This window comes from Moritella sp. PE36 (assembly GCF_000170855.1).
In the GTDB taxonomy this organism is placed as follows: domain Bacteria; phylum Pseudomonadota; class Gammaproteobacteria; order Enterobacterales; family Moritellaceae; genus Moritella.
In genome coordinates, this window is sequence record NZ_ABCQ01000012.1 from 76,134 (window position 1) to 95,150 (window position 19,017).

Annotated in this window: 15 protein-coding genes; 9 read left to right on the forward strand and 6 right to left on the reverse strand. The window is 42.6% G+C overall.

Annotation, left to right across the window (positions count from 1 at the left end; translation table 11 throughout):
* The first annotated feature begins 60 nt into the window (after positions 1–60).
* From PE36_RS09425 to trpS, 8 genes are all read left to right on the forward strand, one after another.
* On the forward strand, positions 61–2,337 hold the full coding sequence (locus PE36_RS09425; protein WP_043994387.1) for a type IV pilus secretin PilQ: 2,277 nt from the start codon (positions 61–63) through the stop codon (positions 2,335–2,337).
* 213 nt (positions 2,338–2,550) lie between these two features.
* On the forward strand, positions 2,551–3,066 hold the full coding sequence (aroK, locus tag PE36_RS09430; protein ID WP_006031781.1) for a shikimate kinase AroK: 516 nt from the start codon (positions 2,551–2,553) through the stop codon (positions 3,064–3,066).
* 10 nt (positions 3,067–3,076) lie between these two features.
* Positions 3,077–4,186, forward strand: coding sequence for a 3-dehydroquinate synthase (gene aroB / locus PE36_RS09435; RefSeq protein WP_006031782.1), 1,110 nt, complete (start codon positions 3,077–3,079; stop codon positions 4,184–4,186).
* Positions 4,164–5,600 (forward strand): SPOR domain-containing protein, encoded by a 1,437-nt coding sequence (locus PE36_RS09440; protein WP_043994388.1) that lies wholly within the window; start codon positions 4,164–4,166, stop codon positions 5,598–5,600. Before aroB ends, PE36_RS09440 begins: the two co-directional genes overlap by 23 nt.
* A gap of 70 nt (positions 5,601–5,670) precedes the next feature.
* Positions 5,671–6,483, forward strand: coding sequence for a Dam family site-specific DNA-(adenine-N6)-methyltransferase (locus tag PE36_RS09445; RefSeq protein WP_006031784.1), 813 nt, complete (start codon positions 5,671–5,673; stop codon positions 6,481–6,483).
* Positions 6,484–6,632: 149 nt separating this feature from the next.
* Positions 6,633–7,307: a ribulose-phosphate 3-epimerase gene (gene rpe / locus PE36_RS09450; RefSeq protein WP_006031785.1), complete on the forward strand. Its 675-nt coding sequence runs from the start codon at positions 6,633–6,635 to the stop codon at positions 7,305–7,307.
* Positions 7,300–7,971, forward strand: coding sequence for a phosphoglycolate phosphatase (locus PE36_RS09455; RefSeq protein ID WP_006031786.1), 672 nt, complete (start codon positions 7,300–7,302; stop codon positions 7,969–7,971). Before rpe ends, PE36_RS09455 begins: the two co-directional genes overlap by 8 nt.
* A gap of 105 nt (positions 7,972–8,076) precedes the next feature.
* A complete protein-coding gene (gene trpS / locus PE36_RS09460; RefSeq protein WP_006031787.1) occupies positions 8,077–9,078 on the forward strand; it encodes a tryptophan--tRNA ligase in 1,002 nt (333 codons plus the stop codon).
* A gap of 108 nt (positions 9,079–9,186) precedes the next feature.
* Here the strand turns inward: trpS and PE36_RS09465 are convergent, their stop codons facing one another.
* The 6 genes from PE36_RS09465 to cobA all read right to left on the reverse strand — a co-directional run bounded on the left by PE36_RS09465 (position 9,187) and on the right by cobA (position 16,373).
* On the reverse strand, positions 9,187–9,822 hold the full coding sequence (locus PE36_RS09465; protein ID WP_006031788.1) for a bifunctional 4-hydroxy-2-oxoglutarate aldolase/2-dehydro-3-deoxy-phosphogluconate aldolase: 636 nt from the start codon (positions 9,820–9,822) through the stop codon (positions 9,187–9,189).
* An 88-nt stretch (positions 9,823–9,910) separates the two neighbouring features.
* Entirely contained in the window at positions 9,911–10,519 is a 609-nt protein-coding gene (locus PE36_RS09470; protein ID WP_006031789.1) for a MarC family protein, read from the reverse strand.
* A 278-nt stretch (positions 10,520–10,797) separates the two neighbouring features.
* Positions 10,798–12,537 (reverse strand): bifunctional protein-serine/threonine kinase/phosphatase, encoded by a 1,740-nt coding sequence (locus PE36_RS09475; RefSeq protein WP_006031791.1) that lies wholly within the window; start codon positions 12,535–12,537, stop codon positions 10,798–10,800.
* A 43-nt stretch (positions 12,538–12,580) separates the two neighbouring features.
* A complete protein-coding gene (gene nirD, locus PE36_RS09480; RefSeq protein ID WP_006031792.1) occupies positions 12,581–12,907 on the reverse strand; it encodes a nitrite reductase small subunit NirD in 327 nt (108 codons plus the stop codon).
* Positions 12,908–13,008: 101 nt separating this feature from the next.
* On the reverse strand, positions 13,009–15,543 hold the full coding sequence (nirB, locus tag PE36_RS09485; RefSeq protein WP_006031793.1) for a nitrite reductase large subunit NirB: 2,535 nt from the start codon (positions 15,541–15,543) through the stop codon (positions 13,009–13,011).
* 11 nt (positions 15,544–15,554) lie between these two features.
* The gene (gene cobA / locus PE36_RS09490) at positions 15,555–16,373 is read right to left on the reverse strand and encodes a uroporphyrinogen-III C-methyltransferase (RefSeq protein WP_006031794.1); all 819 of its coding nucleotides are present in this window, start codon (positions 16,371–16,373) and stop codon (positions 15,555–15,557) included.
* 407 nt (positions 16,374–16,780) lie between these two features.
* On the opposite strand from cobA, the gene PE36_RS09495 reads away from it, so the two are divergent.
* A complete protein-coding gene (locus tag PE36_RS09495) occupies positions 16,781–18,970 on the forward strand; it encodes a molybdopterin oxidoreductase family protein (RefSeq protein ID WP_006031795.1) in 2,190 nt (729 codons plus the stop codon).
* Positions 18,971–19,017: the final 47 nt, after the last annotated feature.

Below are 19,017 nucleotides of genomic sequence, written 5' to 3' on the forward strand. Positions count from 1 at the left end.
TCAAAACAACAGTTAAATAGTAGCCAAGACCACAGTTAAGCCATTTTCAGGGATGATGAAATGACTAAATCATATGTAAGATGTACCAATATCGTGAAGGTATTGGTTTTATGTACCACACTTTTATGCTCTGCGTTCAGTGTTGCTGAGCCACAATTAAAACAAATTCACTTAAACTCGTTAGCCGAAGGGCAGTTAGAGTTGGAGTTAGAATTCAGTGGAAATGTGGTTGAATATGCAGATAAACTCCAATATTCGCCGCATCAACTCGTCATCTTAGTACCAGATGCCAGTTCTACCTTGCTGCTCAACCCTGTCGTTATCGAACAAGGTAACGTGTTAAATGTAGCGGCCGAACGCGTCGATTTAGGCCTTAAAATTACCATCGCTTTAGATGAGCTAGTGCCATATCAAATTGTGCAAAATAACAACAGTTTAATTGCCACTTTTGGGGTGTTAAGCAGTGATGTTATTGTGTCAGAAGTTGCGGGTAGTACCACGAATAACGATACATTGGTGCTCGCCGTTGAACCTACTTTGGCAACCGCGGGGAATAGTTCAGTGTTGCCAGCAGCGTCTGTTATTGATAGTAATATTGATAACTTCGGTGTGCCTGCGGCCACTGTTAGCGCATCATTACTGGCCACCAAAGATGGTCGTCAAGTGACCGTGCAGTCACCTAGAATTGAAGATATCGTACCGATTGAGGACGATGAGGAAGAAGATTTTAGTGGTTTTGTAAACCAAGTGCGTGGCATTGATTTTCGTACTGGTAATGACGGCAGTGGTAAATTAATTTTAACTATGAAAAACAGTTCGATGGCCGTTGATATTCAGCGTAAAGGCAACAAGTTAATCGCCGAATTTCATAGTACGGCTATTTTGAAAAAATTGCTCTATATTTTAGATGTAGCTGATTTTGGTACCCCGGTAACCACAATTGAAACTTTCCATGATGAAGGGGTAACGGCTTTTGAACTAGACATCAGTGATGACTTTAACTACCGTTACGATCAAGCGGATAATATTTTTGTTATTGAAATTACCAAAAAAGATCCGGATGAAAAAACCAGTAAATATCAAGGACAGGCAATTTCACTTAACTTCCAAGATATTCCAGTGCGTACCGTACTACAGTTAATTGCTGATTTTAATGAATTTAACTTAGTTACTACCGATTCCGTGAATGGTAATATCACCCTGCGTTTAGATAGTGTACCATGGGAACAAGCACTTGATATTGTAATGAAAGTGAAAGGTCTGAGTAAGCAACTCGAGGGTAATGTGCTGATGGTTGCGCCTGCTGCTGAACTCGCGGCATTAGAGCGTCGCGATCTTGTCAGTAAGAAAGAAGTGGAAGATTTAGCGGAATTACATTCGGAGTTCATTCAGATTAGCTTTGCTAAAGCGGGTGATATAACAAAGCTTTTGTCACAAAAAGATTCCAGTCTGTTATCATCACGCGGTACGGTGAGTTTTGATGAACGTACTAACACGCTATTAATTAAAGATACTGCGACTGTAATTGCCAGTGTAAAACGAATTATTGAGGTGCTTGATGTACCAGTACGTCAGGTGATTATTGAAGCGAGAATGGTTTCTGTCGTGGATAATATTTCTGATGAACTGGGGATCCGTTGGGGCTTAAGCGGTAGTACTGACATTGGTAGCGGCTTTGGCTTATCATCGGGCTCTATTGAAGGTAATGACTCTTTGGCTGGAGGCAGTGTCCCTGCTATTGGAGACCGACTTAATGTCAATCTACCGGTCGCATCGCCAGCGGGTTCTATTGCGTTTCAGATCGCAGGGTTAGCCAATGGTCAAATACTTGATTTAGAACTCTCTGCGTTAGAAGCAGAACAAAAAGCAGAAGTGATCGCAAGTCCAAGAATTACCACTACCGACAAAAAGTCAGCGTACATTGAACAAGGTACGGAAATTCCGTATGTTGAATCAAGTTCGAGTGGTGCTACCACTATCGCCTTTAAAAAAGCGGTATTGGGTTTATGGGTGACGCCACATATTACCCCGGATAATAAAATAATCTTAGATTTGAAAATAAATCAAGATACCCGAGGTGAGGATGTGAAAACAGTGGGTGGTGAAGCTGTTTCCATCGATACCCAAGTTATTAGCACCCAAGTATTGGTTGAAAATGGCGAAACTATCGTGTTAGGTGGTATATTCAAACATGAAATTAAGCAAATAGTAACGAAAGTTCCAATTCTCGGTGATATCCCTTGGTTAGGTGTATTGTTCCGTAGTACCAAGAATATCAGTCAAAAACGAGAGTTACTAATCTTCGTTACTCCAAAAGTGGTAGTGGATACGATGTAACCTACCTTTGACAAAAGGCCGTAAAAACTATATAAATAGCGGTCTTTTTCTGCCTGAAATGTCATCACCTGGTTTTTTACCGGGTGTTGCTGATTTTGGCTGTTGCCAAAATGTCTCATCACTGGTTATTTTAATCAAGAGGACATTTTATAGGTAGGTCTGGTGCCCCTAAGAAAAAGGGTGTTATTACTTTAGATTTATTGAAGAGTTAAAATGGCTGAAAAACGTAATATATTCCTAATAGGCCCAATGGGCGCAGGTAAAAGTACAATTGGTCGTCAACTAGCTAGCCAGTTGCATTTAGACTTTATCGATTCGGATCATGAAATTGAACGCCGCACTGGTGCTGACATTTCATGGGTATTCGATGTTGAAGGTGAAGCTGGTTTTAGAGTTCGTGAGGCGGAAGTAATTGACGATCTAACACAAGAGCAAGGTATTGTGTTAGCAACGGGCGGTGGCTCAATTTTAAGTAAAGAAAGTCGTAACTATCTTTCTGCTCGTGGTGTAGTTGTTTATTTAGAAACAACTATTGATAAGCAGTTAGTAAGAACGTCACGCGATAAACGTCGTCCTTTACTGCAAACTGAAGAACCACGTGATGTTCTGGAAACATTAGCTGATGCACGTAATCCTTTATACGAAGAGATTGCTGACTTTACAGTTAAAACAGATGAACAAAGCGCTAAAATTGTTGCGAATCAAATTATAAAGTTATTGGATTTTTAATTGAGGTCACATGGAAAGGTTAACTGTTGAACTAGGTGAGCGGAGCTACCCTATTTATATTGGTGAAGGCGTATTAACGCAAGTAGAGCAATTTAAGTCTGCAATAACAACCAATAAAGTCGTCGTGATATCAAACGATACGGTTGCACCCTTGTATTTACAACGCGTTACAGCATTGTTACAAGACTATGAATTTGACAGTATTATTCTTTCTGATGGTGAGCAATTTAAAACCTTAGATACTTTAAATGAAATATTTACCGCGCTACTGCGTGAGAATTGTGGACGTGATACTACGTTGATAGCTCTTGGTGGTGGTGTTATTGGTGACATGGTTGGCTTCGCGGCTGCCTGTTACCAACGCGGTATCCCCTTTATCCAAATCCCGACGACTGTGTTGAGTCAAGTTGATTCCTCGGTTGGCGGTAAAACGGCAGTTAACCATCCATTAGGTAAAAATATGATTGGTGCTTTTTATCAGCCCAATGCTGTTTTTATCGATACGGTTTGTTTAGCTACCTTACCTCGACGCGAACTGGCGGCTGGTATGGCTGAAGTGATTAAGTACGGAATCATTTATGATGCTAACTTTTTTACTTGGCTAGAAGACAACATAACAGCACTGATGGCGCTTGATACTGCGGCATTAGAATATGCAATTTATCGCTGTTGTGAAATTAAAGCTGAAATTGTTGCTATCGATGAGAAAGAGCAAGGCTTACGGGCACTGCTGAATCTTGGTCATACCTATGGCCATGCCATTGAAGCTGAAATGGGTTATGGCGTTTGGCTACATGGTGAGGCGGTTGCTGCAGGTATGATCATGGCTGCACAGACATCGGCTGCCATGGGGTTATTAACGGCAGCGCAAGTCACCCGTATCGCCACGTTAATTAAAGCGGCAGAATTGCCATTAATGGCGCCTGCAGAGATGGGCTTTGATGCATTTATGCGACACATGAAGCGTGATAAAAAAGTACTTAATGGTCAACTTCGTTTCATTCTGCCAACTTCGATTGGTAGTGCTGAATTGTTATCGACAGTAACTGAAAACACATTACGTGATGTGGTTAACTTCCATAATCAGGCGGATCCTAGTGCACTATTCAGTTCAAACTGAAATTTATTCTCAAATGCAGCTGTGTGAACGGCTGCGTCATCTCACTCAATTCTCTTCACATTTATTACTCGTAAGCGGTGAATCAGGTTCAGGTAAATCAACGGTATTACGTCATTATGTAGAATCGGATTTTAATCAGAAAACAATTACAATTGATGCACAGCAATGTCATGATGATGTCGCACTGAGAACACTATTATTACAACAGATCAGTTATGATGGCCGTTTTAATGCACATGCGTCACTGCTTGATAGCTTATCGCTGTTTGCTCAGCAGCTCGAGCATGAACTGACGGTCTGTATTGATAATGCCATGGCATTGTCTGCAGCCAGCATTACTGAATTTGCGCAATTGATAGAACTAGGTCTTAATAATAGAATTAGTATAAAAATAAATATCATTTTATTTGCAGAAAGTAAGTGGGTTGATTTAACCATGCTGGAATTTGCAAAATCAGCAACCAATGTATTGGAGTTGGAAATGACAGCACTCGATCCACAAGCCGCTGTGACGTTTGTAGAACAACAGTTTAATCAAGCTGGTTATAAGCCTACATTCGTTAATCAGGACGCCATTAATCGTCAAATTGAAGCCTGTAAAGGCAATCCCGCTGAGTTAGCAAAATGTGCGCAAGCGATTATGCTAGGGCAGGTATATAAGCCTGAATCAGTAATGACTAATACGGCAACTCAATCGACGAAGAATAAGTCATTCTACTTAGCCGGCATTATTGCAGGGCTATTATTGCTCGGTAGTGCGGGGTCATTTTTATATGACGCTTATCAAGCCGAACAACAAACGGCTGATATCATAGCGGAAGAATCATTACCAAATCCTTCAGCGATTATACATGACGACACTGTGTCTACGGATACTGCGTCAGATGTCAGCTCAGCGCAAATGTTTGCCAGTGATTGGGATGAAGAATTGCCCACTGAAATAGGTCAAACTATTACCCTGACAGCGCCTACTTTGGCTGAATCTGGTTTACAGACGCAGAAGCAGCGTGTCGTGATTGATGATGACGCGGTCAACAAAATGCTTGCCAAGCAAAGTTCAGCAGATGTAAAACAGGTGATTGATAGTAAAACGGACTTTCAAGCTGTTGAAAGTACGTCCAACACAGCCACGGGCAAAGCTTGGGTGATGGCGCAACCGGCGAAAAATTATACGTTTCAGATTGCCGGTTTAAGCCGTGAAACACAGCTAAAACAGTATTTAAACGAAAATGAATTACCTGATAATATCTGGACATATCAGACTCAACGTAACAACAAACCTTGGTATGTCGTTCTTTATGGTAGTTTTAGCAGTGTCGAGCAAGCGAATGCCGCGAAACAAAAATTACCAGCAACGGTACAAAAAGATAAACCTTGGTTGAAACGATTCATTCAGATCCAAAGAGATTTATAAATAAACAGCGCAATTTAGCTGTAATGGATGTACAATCGGCCCCCTTTTATTTAGCGGTATAAGTCACAAAATGCAGAAAACGCGAGCCTTCTTAAAATGGGCTGGAGGTAAGTATTCTCTGGTTGATCATCTACGTGAAAAATTACCAGCAGGTAAGCGTTTAGTTGAACCGTTTGTTGGCGCTGGATCAGTATTTTTAAATACCGATTATGACGAATACCTGTTAAATGATATTAATCCTGATTTGATTAATATGTATAAGATCCTGCAGCACAAACCGGAACAGTTTATTGCCGATGCGCAGCGTTTTTTTACTCCTGAATTTAATGATAAAGAACGTTATTATAAAATTCGTGAAAAATTTAACAAAACCAGTAACCCTTATCAGCGTTCGCTGATGTTCTTGTATATGAATCGTCATGGTTTTAATGGTTTATGCCGTTATAATAAATCAGGTGGATTTAATGTACCTTTTGGCTCTTACAAAAAACCGTATTTCCCTTTGAAAGAGTTGCGTTTCTTTGCTGAGAAATCCAAAAAAGCCACGTTTATTTGTGAATCATATTCAGATGTTTATAAGCGTTTAGGCAGTGATGATGTGGTTTATTGTGATCCACCGTATGCCCCATTAAGTCGCACGGCAAGTTTTACCTCGTATTCGGCTAGCGGCTTTAGCCTCGATGATCAGGCCTTACTTGCCAAAGTGTCTCGTGAAACGTCACAAGAGCGCAACATTCCGATATTAATTTCGAATCATGATATTCCGTTAACACGTGAACTTTATCATGGCTCAACATTCGAAGTCGTACAGGTAAAACGCACGATTAGCCGGAATGCCGGTAAACGTAATAAAGTGGACGAGTTACTCGCGCTGTATCGTTAAACTCGCGCTGAACAGCGTGAATAGTCTTAAATCCCTCGGTTAAATCTCCGTTGTCAGTATTATTCTGGTTTTATTATTTTACCCTAGGGGCTAACTTAGGGTAAGATTTGCACAGCGTAATGGAATAACAACAACTGAGAGCATGCCCAATGAAAAACTTTCTGATTGCCCCTTCAATTCTTTCGGCTAACTTTGCTAGCTTAGGCCAAGAAGTCGATGCTGTACTGGCCGCAGGTGCGGATGTCATTCATTTTGACGTAATGGATAACCACTATGTGCCGAACCTAACGATTGGGCCAATGATCTGTAAAGCATTACGTGATCACGGTGTAACGGCACCAATTGACGTGCATTTAATGGTGCGACCGGTTGATCACATGATTAATGAGTTTGCTAAAGCCGGTGCGTCTATGATCACTTTTCATGCCGAAGCATCTGATCATGTTGACCGCTCTCTGCAACTTATCAAGGAACACGGTTTAAAAGCGGGGTTAGTATTTAACCCAGCAACGCCGTTACATCATTTAGATTATGTGATGGATAAGTTAGATATGATCTTATTAATGTCAGTAAATCCTGGCTTTGGTGGTCAAAGTTTTATTCCTTCAACATTACAAAAATTACGCGATGTACGACAATTAATTGATGCCAGTGGTCGCGATATTATACTCGAGATTGATGGTGGCGTTAAAGTAGATAACATCCGCGAAATTGCAGAAGCGGGCGCCGATATGTTTGTTGCTGGCTCTGCGATTTACGGCCAAGAAGATTATAAAAAAGTCATTGATGAAATGCGTTCGGAGTTAGAAAAAGCCAATGTTTAAGCTTATTTGTTTTGATTTAGACGGTACCCTTGTTGATAGTGTACCTGACCTAGCCGCTGCAGTTAATTGCATGCTGAGTGATTTTGATCGTGCCCATTTCTCGGAAGATGAAGTCCGCGGTTGGGTTGGTAATGGTGCGCAAGTACTCGTACAACGCGCGTTATCAGGCAGTGTTAACATTGCTGATGATATTGACCCTGCATTATTTAATGATGCACTGGCGTCATTCTTAAAGCACTATTCTGCCAATGTATATACACACAGCGTGTTATACCCAAATGTAAAAGAAACCCTAACAGCACTGCGCGATGCCGGGTTTAAGCTGGCCATTGTGACCAATAAACCTATGGTGCAAACCACGCCGGTACTTGAATTAGCCGGTATCAGTGAGTTTTTTGACGTGGTACTGGGTGGTGATTCTCTGGCTGAGAAAAAACCCAATCCATTACCGCTATTACATTGTTTAAATCATTACCAACTTAAGGCTGGAGATGCCTTGATGGTGGGTGATTCTAAAAACGATATCATTGCAGCACAAGCGGCAAACTTTACCAGTTTTGGTTTAACCTATGGTTACAACTACGGTATTCCAATTAGCGACAGTAACCCTGACTTCGTCGCTGATGATATCAGTGAGCTACTATCTGCAGTTAAATTGAAGTAGCTGTAGTGAAATTGAAGTTGCACAGTAAAGTTAACATAAACATGATTGGGTAAGTCTATGTACTTGCCCACAATTGAATGAATTAAAAGATTGGGAAATATATATATGACAAAACCTGTGGTATTAAGTGGTATTCAGCCTTCAGGCAGTATGACGATTGGTAACTATATTGGTGCAATCAATCAATGGCTGGACATGCAGGAACACAGCGACTGTCATTTCATGCTTGCGGACTTACATACCATCACGGTACGTCAAGACCCTAAAGAGTTTAAATCACAGGTGCTTGAAGGCCTAGCAATGTATATTGCATGTGGTTTAGACCCTGAAAAATCGACTATCTTCTTACAATCTCAAGTACCAGAACATGCACAATTGAGTTGGTTACTTAACTGTTATACGCAGATGGGTGAATTAAACCGCATGACGCAGTTTAAAGATAAATCGAATAACTCTAGCAGCAGTAATTCAGGTTTATATACTTACCCTGTGCTAATGGCGGCAGACATTTTGCTTTATCAAGCAGATGCAGTACCGGTAGGCGATGATCAAAAGCAGCATCTAGAATTAGCACGTACTATCGCGACTCGTTTTAATAATATCTACGGTGATGTGTTTAAAGTGCCTGAACCGATGATCCCAACGTTGGGCGCACGTATTATGAGCCTGCAAGATCCGCTGAAGAAAATGTCTAAGTCAGATGCCAATCCAAAAGCTTTCATCAAGTTATTAGATGATCCGAAACAGATTGTGAAAAAACTGAAAAGTGCAGTAACAGACAGTGATGAACAAGCGCGTATTTACTTTGATAATAAAGAAAAGCCGGGTGTATCTAACTTACTGACATTACTTTCTGTGGCGACTAAACGTCCAGTTGCTGATCTTGTGCCTGAATACGAAGATAAAATGTATGGTCACTTGAAGAAAGATACCGCTGACGCTGTTGTCGCTATGATTGAGCCGATTCAAGCGCGTTACTACAAGTTACGTGCAGATGAGACTGAACTGCAGCGCATTATGCGTATCGGTGCTGACAAAGCCTCTGAGCGTGCTGCTCCTACGTTAGCGAAAGCGTATGAAGCTGTCGGTTTTATTGCTAATAAATAACAGTATTACTGAATGATAGAATTGTTAAAGCCCTATATCACGTTGTGGTATAGGGCTTTTTTATGATTAACTGAATACTTGTAACGGGTGGTAATGACAGCGAATTATTTACTGTTCCGCTACATGGGCAACCGCTTCACGCACCAGACGGCCTATCTTTTCCCAGTTTCCTTCCGCAATCAGCTTAGGGGCAACCATCCAAGTACCACCACAGCAGATCACACGATCTAAACCGAGGTAATCAGTCACATTATTTTTGCTGATGCCACCGGTTGGCATCAGTGATACGTCGACATAAGGTGCGAGCAATGATTTTACCATCGCGATGCCGCCTGACGCTTCAGCAGGAAAGAACTTCATAAACGTTAAATTAAGCGCTAAACCTTGCTCAATTTGACTCGGACTATTGACGCCTGGAACGATCGGCATACCAACTTCTTGGCAGTATTTTACGGTGGTGGGATTTAACCCCGGGGCCACGACGAACTCTGCGCCTGCCGATTTTGCTTGGTCCACTTGCTCGGCACTTAATACGGTGCCTGCGCCAATACACATGTCTGGGTAAGCTTCACGCATTAGTCGGATAGCTTCCGCTGCCGCTGCTGTTCTGAATGTGACTTCTGCAACAGGTAAACCATTTTCGACCAAGGCTTTAGCCAGTGGCACGGCTTGTGACGCGTTATCAATTTGAATCACTGGGATGATTTTGAATTGCTTTAACTTGGCAATTAGATCTTTAGACATGGTTAGCTCCTGCTATTTTACATTTTACATTTTACATTTTACATTTTGCTGTCTGTTGTCGGGGAATAATAGCCTAGATGTCATGAGATTAAAGTAAGAAATAAACCTTAATACCTGACAGTACGCTGTTGGTCGCAACGGCTGCTAAGATCATGCCCATTACTTTACTGATAATGCTGGCACCACTGTTGCCAATGAAGCGATGGATCCAACTCGCTGCGAGCATGAACAAAAGCGCGATAAACAATACCGACAGCATCACGCCCGCGGTTTGCACTTGTTGAAAAATACTAAAACTCGAGTTTTCAGTGAGTAGTACAGCGGCTAACATTGCTCCTGGGCTTGCAAGAGACGGCACAGCCAGTGGGAAAATGGCTGTCTCGCTGCCATCTTTGAGCAGCTGCATTTCGGTATCGGGCTTGCTATCACCAAATATCATGGTTAACGCAAATAAAAATAAGATGATGCCGCCAGCAATTTCAAATGCCGGTAACGGTATATCAATCGCCGTTAAAATTAATTCCCCAGCGACAATAAAAAACAACAGTATAAGCGCCGCGGCGCAGGCTGCTTGTAAGGCAATTTTACGTTTGGCTTTTTCATCAAACTGACTGGTTGCGGCAATAAATACTGGCACTGTGCCCACAGGATCGATCACAGCAAAGAAAAATATAAATACCGATATATAATCAATCATAGCGGTTACCTATTAGCTGCAATGTGTGGTACTGCGGTAGCTTAGAAGAACGATGGCGTAATGTTGGCGTGGTGGTTTTTATAATGAGTGTTAACACATTATTCATCGGTAATGGGCTCCTGTCATACCGCTAGGTTTTAATGATCTGCGGTTAAATAAGTTCAAATATTATAGAACAATATTATACCTTGTATAGTATACGCATTTATTTAATACCCAGTGATATTCGGGTGTTTTACGTATATTTACATACAGAGCCAAATTTAACCTCGAATACCCTAACTAAATAGCGAAATACATAACGCAAACAGCAGTAATAACGAGATCACTTGCCAGAAGCGCTCTGGATTCTTTTCAACCAAGGTTTGTTTGCGATTATTCTTATATTTAGGATTCGGGTGCTGTAACTCATGCAAGAGTTCGGATACATCAGCATGACGCTTGTTGGGGTCGAACCGCAATCCTTTTTTAATGGCGCCATCTAACCAGAATGGTACTAACGGGTTATATTCATAGGCCGCGATATATTTGGTCTTTAGATAAGCTTTTTGGGTTCGGCAGGTTTCGAGTTTGCCATTAAAAGGCTGCTTACCGGTGAGCATTTCAAAAATAATAACAGAAATGGCAAAGATATCTGATTGCGCAGTACTGTCACCATTGATCACGGTTTCAGGGGCTGAGTAGGCGGCTGTGCCGAGGATCTTATCCCGTTGCAATGGGGTGGCTATTTCAGCGATGCCTTTGACGAAACAAGAACCAAAATCAATGATCTTAACTTGGCCGTTATTATCGATCATAATATTGCCCGGCTTTAAATCTTGATGTAGGGTTTCTTTACGGTGAAAAGCCCGTAAGCCTTTAATTACCTGCTCAACAATATTAAGTACTTCTTGGATCGGCGGATTCGGATGCTCATTTATCCATTGCTCCAGGGTGATACCTTCAATCACTTCCATTAAATAATAGAGATGGCTTTTTTTCCTGTTAGTTTCGACAATTTTTAAAATATGCGGGTTATGCAATCGAGAGCCAATCCAGGTCTCCATGGTAAAACGCTCGATATAAGCAGGATCATCGATATAGTTGACTGAGGGGGCTTTCATGCAGTATTGCTGTTTGGTTTCTTTGTCTTCGACTAAATATAAATGACTACTGCTACTGGCATGCAACTCTTTAATGACTTTTAGGCCATCAATCGATAACCCAGTGCGTAATGCGGGCGGGAAAGGCATAGAGGCAAGATGTACATGTACATCTTCGGCACTGAGCTTAGGTAAACTGTCGATACGTAACAATTGGCAGCTGATATTATCATTACTGTTACTGGCCAGTGCATGCTGAATTAGCTGCTCGCAACATGCTTCAAAATCACTCTCTGCAGATTGATGCGTCTGTTGCACCATTTCTCGTAATAGTTTATCGCTAACAAAATCATGTAAGCCATCGGTTGATAATAAAAACACGTCACCGACTTGTAACTCGACTTCTTTATAATCCACATCGAGGGTAGTATCTAAGCCCATCGCGCGGGCGAGGTAAGATTGTTTACTATTGACGACCGTGGTGTGGTCTCGGGTTAATTGCTCAAGGGTGTTGTTACGTAAACGGTATATTCGCGAATCACCGACATGCAATAAATGCGCAGCATGGGATTTAAACACAATGGCACTTAAGGTGGTGAGGTAGCCTTTTTGGGCATCGGCAAACTGTCGACCTTGACTGTATAACCAGCGGTTCAGGGCGGTTAATACCTGACCGGTTGATTTGCCAACCGACCAGGTTTCTGGGGTCGAATAATAATCGGATAAGAAGTTATGTACGCAGGTTTCGCTGGCTTCTTTACCGGCTTCTGCCGCGCTGACACCATCGGCGATAATCGCGACAGCACCTTTAGTGGTCAGCAGTAAATCATCAGGGATACGAATACCAATGGCATCTTCATTATGGGCTTTTATCCCTGTAACTGAGCGCTGACCTATGGTAAAGGTCGCGCCGCCTTGTAAGTGCCGTGGTGACATACTACTCCCTGTTATGGCGCTAAATAATTGCGCCACGATATCCTTATACGGTTACTTCCACCATACCATCGGTGACGCGTACCGCATACACGGGTACTGATAAAGTTGCATCTTCAAGACATTCACCTGTGGTCAGGCTGAAATGTTCTTTATAAAGCGGTGATGAAACGGTTAATACATCTTTAACTGAAGATATTAATCCGCGTGATAATACGTTGGCTTTACTGGCTGGGCAGTAGTTATCAATCGCAAACAGTTGGTCTGTTTTACGATCAAAGAAGATCGCAACTTGCTTACCGTTAACTAATGCACATACACCGGTATCTGGAGTGAGCTTATCTTTGGCAATAATGGGGGTCCAAATCGTCATAATTAATCCTTAAATCTTGTGTTAGCAGGTGTTACCACCTGCTATTATTGTTATGTACTTTCTCGTTGAATCGATACATTGTCGTTTGAGTTAGTTGATCGTTAGCTCACTTCAATAATCTCAATCAGACCCTCACGTTCTGCGGGTGTAGCAGGGCGAATTTGGTCACGAACTTCAACAAACTGAACCGCACTGTCTTTTTCTTCAGAGTTAATAAAGTGTTTAAAGCGCAGTAGTTTTTCAGGGCTTTCAATCGTTGTTTTCCACTCACACTGGTAGTTAGCAATGTTTGCGGCCATTTCAGATTCAAGCTCTGCTGTAAGACTGAGTTTGTCGTTAATAACAACGTCTTTAAGGTAATCTAAGCCACCTTCCAGATTTTCTAACCAAACCGATGTACGTTGTAGGCGGTCTGCGGTACGGATATAGAACATCAATACACGGTCAATATATTTGTATAGCGTGTCAGTATCTAGGTCGGTCGCGAATAAATCGGCATGACGAGGGCGCATACCACCGTTACCACATACATAGAGACTCCAGCCACCTTCTGTCGCAATAATACCGATGTCTTTGCCCTGAGCTTCAGCACATTCTCGAGTACAACCAGAAACGCCAAACTTAATTTTATGTGGCGAGCGTAAACCTTTGTAGCGGTTCTCAAGATCAATGGCCAGTGACATGCTGTCTTGCACACCATAACGACACCAGGTACTACCCACACACGATTTTACGGTACGCAGTGATTTACCGTAAGCGTGACCTGTTTCGAAGCCTTCTTTGATCAGCCATGCCCATATGTCGGGTAGTTGATGTAATTGCGCACCAAATAAATCGATACGTAGTCCACCGGTTATCTTGGTATATAGGCCATACTTTTTAGCCACTTCACCGAGTACAATTAATTTTTCTGGGGTTATCTCACCCGCTGGGATCCGTGGTACAACAGAGTAGGTACCGTCTTTTTGCATGTTGCCTAAATAAACGTCATTGACGTCTTGCAGACCAAGATGATCATCTTCGAGGATGTAGTCATTCCAGAATGACGCAAGAATGTTGGCTACAGTCGGACGACAAATTTCACAACCATGACCAGCGCCAAACTCGGTGATTAATGCTTCGAATGTTTTAATACGTTTAACACGGATTATGTCCGCCAGTTCTGCACGTGAGTAAGCAAAGTGCTCACACAGATCGGTGTTCACTTCAACACCCATGCTTGCAAGTTCGGCATTAAGTACTTGCGTTACCAGTGCGCTACAGCCACCACAACCAGTACCAGCTTTGGTGATTGATTTAATGTCACCAATGCTCGTTGCACCATCTTGTACCGCGGCACAGATTTGACCTTTTGTGACATCAAGGCATGAACAAAGAACCGCTGAGTCAGGTAGGGCATCAACCCCCATGGTGACCGATCCACCTTCTGCTGGTGGAACTAACATATTCTCTGGCGCACCGGGAATATCCATGTCGTTTAAGTAAATTTGTAACCAAGTACCATAATCTTCCGCTTCACCCACCATTACCGCGCCCAGTAATTTCTTACCACATGCGCTAATGACCAGTTTTTTGTAAATTTGATCAGCTTCGTTAGTGAAAACATAATTTTGCGCGCCTTCTGCATTACCGTGTGCATCACCGATACTGGCTACGTCAACACCAAGCAATTTCAGCTTGGTACTCATGTCTGCACCTGTGAACGCTAAGTTACCGGCACCAACAATTTGGTCTACCGCTACTTTCGCCATTTGGTAACCGGGTGCCACTAGACCGAAAATACGGCCTTGCCATAATGCACACTCACCAATCGCAAAAATGTTTTCGTCAGAGGTTAAACAATGATCGTTGATTTTAATACCACCACGTTCGCCTAATTCTAGGTCGAAAGAGCGGGCCAATTCATCTTGCGGACGAATACCAGCAGAGAAGATGATCATATCGGTTTCAACGTGAGAACCGTCTGCAAAGTTCATGCGGTAACGGCAAGTTTCACCTTTCACAATTTCTTTGGTATTTTTTTCGGTGTGGACGTTTACGCCTAATGCTGAAATTTTATCTCGCAGGATCTTGCCACCGCCGTCGTCAACTTGCACTGCCATTAGGCGAGGTGCGAATTCAACCACGTGGGTTTCTAGTCCTAATTGTTTGATTGCATTTGCCGCTTCAAGGCCCAGTAGACCACCACCGATAACCACGCCGACTTTGCTTTCTTTTGCCGATGCCGTGATGTCTTCTAAATCATTAATAGTACGGTAAACCAAACAATGGTCTTGGTCTTTACCTGGAATAGGCGGTACGAATGGGTATGAGCCTGTCGCCAGTACTAATTTATCGTAACTCTCGACACGACCCTGTGCTGTGGTTACTGTTTTAGCTGCTTTATCAATGCTAACGACTTTATCGTTGACAAAATATTGCACGCCGTTGTCATCATAGTATTCTGGCGAGGTCATCATTAAGTCATCAGCTGTTTTACCACTGAAGTAAGCACTTAACTGAACACGATCATAAGCGAGACGTGATTCTTCACTGAATGTGGTGATTTGCACTTCACCCATTTTTTCTTGTTGAATAAATTGGTCAATAAAATGGTGACCTACCATGCCGTTACCGACAACTATAATTCTTTTCATGACATGCTCCGTTATGCGCTTAATTCTTGATTTTTTGCCGCTTGCTCTAGATCTCGCCAGCTAAGTTGTTCTGCAAGAGAGACAACTTTGCCGATCACGATCAGGCTAGGGCTTTGTAATTGGTGTTCAATCGCCAGTGTTGGCAAGGTAGCTACAGTGCCAACGAATTCTCTTTGTTGTGGTGTCGAGCCGTTTTCTATCAAGGCAGCAGGTGTATCACTGGCTAAACCATGACTGATAAGTTGCGCTGAAATTTCCGCTAATTTACCCAGACCCATGTAGAACACTAAGGTATGTTCAAGGTGGGCAAGCTGCGACCAATTTAGGTCTAATTGGCCATTTTTTAGGTGCCCAGTAATAAAGGTACAGCCCGTTGATAGACCTCTGTGGGTTAACGGGATCCCAGCATAGGCGGTACAGCCCGATGCTGCGGTGATGCCAGGTACGACGATTGTTTTGATATCGTGGGCATGGAGCACCAGTTGTTCTTCACTACCGCGGCCAAATACAAATGGGTCACCGCCTTTAAGGCGACAAATATTCAGACCTTGTTTGGCTTTATCGACCATGAATAAATTTAATTGGTCTTGTGGAATACAATGGTCTGCTTTTTTCTTACCGACATAAATCGCTTTGGTATGGGGTGGAAATAACGCTCTAATGTCGTGGCTAACCAAGTTATCAAACAAGATCAGATCGGCGCTCTCAATCGCTTTTAATGCTTTTAGTGTGAGTAACTCTGGATCCCCCGGACCTGCTCCTACTAATGCGACTTGACCTAACGTGCTGTTATTTTTTGATTGCGCTTTGGTAATTAATTCGATTGTCATGACTCACATCCCTGTAGTACTGCTCTGTACTCACTAACGCAAAGACAATGCCAACTCTGTAATTAAAGTATTAGTTGTTGATATTTAAGGGTTTGTTTCTATACCTTATTTTGTATAAGGTTTTTTAGATGATTAAGTAGTGTGATGTTGCACCAGTTTTTTCATTCTCGCACAGCCATGGTGCAGCTAAGGCGGAGTGGTTGAGAATAGATGTTGTTAAAATGAGGGGGCGTGTGGGCAATAGACAGGAAGATCTCTGTGTTTATGCAGGTTAAGAAGAACATCATCCTTTTTATAGGTGTTTAAAGTAAGCTGGCTTGGTTATTGCTGACTTGTCTTTTATAGATAATGTATTTATAAAAATAAAACAATAAACAATGTGCTGAGCAATTCAATGGAGACGTCTTATGATTTTCGGACGCAAGGATCAAAAGCCTATTCGCATTGCGGATAAACAGGTTAAAGAATGGAAATATACAACGTGTGGATATTGTTCTACAGGTTGTTCTATCGAGATCGGTATGAATGAGCAAGGGAATGCAGTTGCGAGTCGAGGCGTTGCTGACGCGGATGTAAACAGAGGTAAGTTGTGCATTAAAGGTATCTTTGAGCATGAGTTATTTGACGCGGCAGGACGTGGTAACAATCCACTGGTGCGCGATCAAATTCATGAGCAGTATAAAGAAATCAGTTGGGATGTAGCCCTCGATACCATGGGCGAAAAAATTAAAGCGATTCAAGACCAATATGGTAAAGATGCATTTGCCATTGTCTCTACAGGTCAGTTACTAACGGAAGAGTTTTATACCTTAGGTAAGTTAACGCGTGGTTGTATTGGTACCAATAATTACGATGGTAATACCACCTTATGTATGGCCTCTGCCGTATCGGGTTATAAACGCTCATTTGGTTCGGATGGCCCTCCTGGCTGTTACGATGATTTTTCGCATACCGATTGCCTGATTGCCTGGGGTTCTAACCTGCCAGAGCAACATCCGGTTATTTACTGGCGCTTGAAAGAAGCCAAAGAGAAACGTAATTTTCCGCTTATTGTGGTCGACCCACGTGTCACTATGCTGGCGCAATTTGCCGATATCCATTTGCCCATTAGTCCTGGTACCGATATCGTCTTACAAAATGCATTAATGCATGTGATCTTAAAAGAAGGTCTCGAAGATAAAGAGTATATCGAAAAATACACTAATGGCATTGAAGAGCTAAGAGCGTGTGTCGCCGATTTTGACCCAACATCAGCCGCTAAGATCTGCGGTATCGATGAAGATACCATCCGTCATGTGGCCCGTTTATTTGCTAAAGCAGGTCGTGCCATGAGTATCTGGACCATGGGCCTGAATCAAAGTACCCATGGCAGTGACGCAATCACCGGTTGTAATTCATTATCGCTGATCACGGGTAATATTGGTGTTCCGGGTGGCACCAGCTTATCTATTACTGGTCAATGTAATGCGATGGGCACACGTGAGTGGTCTTCTTGTTCTGGCTTACCGGGTTATCGCGCATTAGAGAAAGAAAAGGATCGTAACGATATTGCTGAATTTTGGGGCATCGACCCAGAATTCTTCCCGAAAAAACGGGGTTTAGCCCAAACCGATATTTTCCCTGCGATAGAAACGGGTCAAATTAAAGGTTTATGGCTGGTGGCTACCAACCCAATGACATCGATGCCGAATACTTCGCGTATTCGTAAAACATTAGAGAAATTAGATTTCTTAGTGGTGCAAGATGCTTATCAAGACGTAGAAACCACTCAATACGCGCACATGTTTTTACCTGCAGCGGTATGGGCCGAGAAAGAAGGGGTCTTCACCAATACCGAGCGCCGGGTTAACCGTGTGACTAATGTGCAGCCGCCAAAAGGTAACTCTAAGTCGGACTTCTGGATCTTCTCTGAATTATCGAAACGTTTTGAAAATGGTCAAAAAATCACTTTTCCGGTGACGACTAAAGAAGCCTTTGAAGAAATGAAAACGCTGTCAAAAGGCGCTGACCGTAATCTTGATATTTCAGGCATGACTTACGAGAAAATTGAACAAGCCCGAGGTCTACAGTGGCCATACCGTGAAGGCGCAACGGATAACGACGAAGGTGCGCGTTTATATACCGATGGCAAGTTTGCCACGCCAACAGGTAAAGCTAATTTGATCCCATTACCTTGGGTTGATAATAACGAACATCCTTGTGAAGAATACCCATTCTGGCTCAATACTGGCCGTGTCGTTGAGCATTTTCATACCCGTACCCGAACCGGTAAAATGGGTAACTTAAACAAATATAGTCCCACTCCGTATATGGAAATGAACCCAGATGCTGCAGCCAAATTGGGCATTAAACATCAAAGTTATGTGCGTATAGCTTCTCGTCGTGGCGATGCGGTGGTGATGGTGCAATTAACTCAGCGCGTCGCGCCAAACTCCGTGTTTATTCCATTCCATTTCCATGATTGTGTCAATCGTTTGTGCCTTGGTCTGCTTGATCCGCATTCTCGTCAACCTGCATTCAAGCAGAGCTCGCTACGTATTGAGCATGTCGATCAAAAACTGGCGGCGAAAATGAACCGCGAACGACGTACCTACTAGTTACGTTTAGTAATAGCGACTAGCGCGAGAACATAACAGGGATAAAT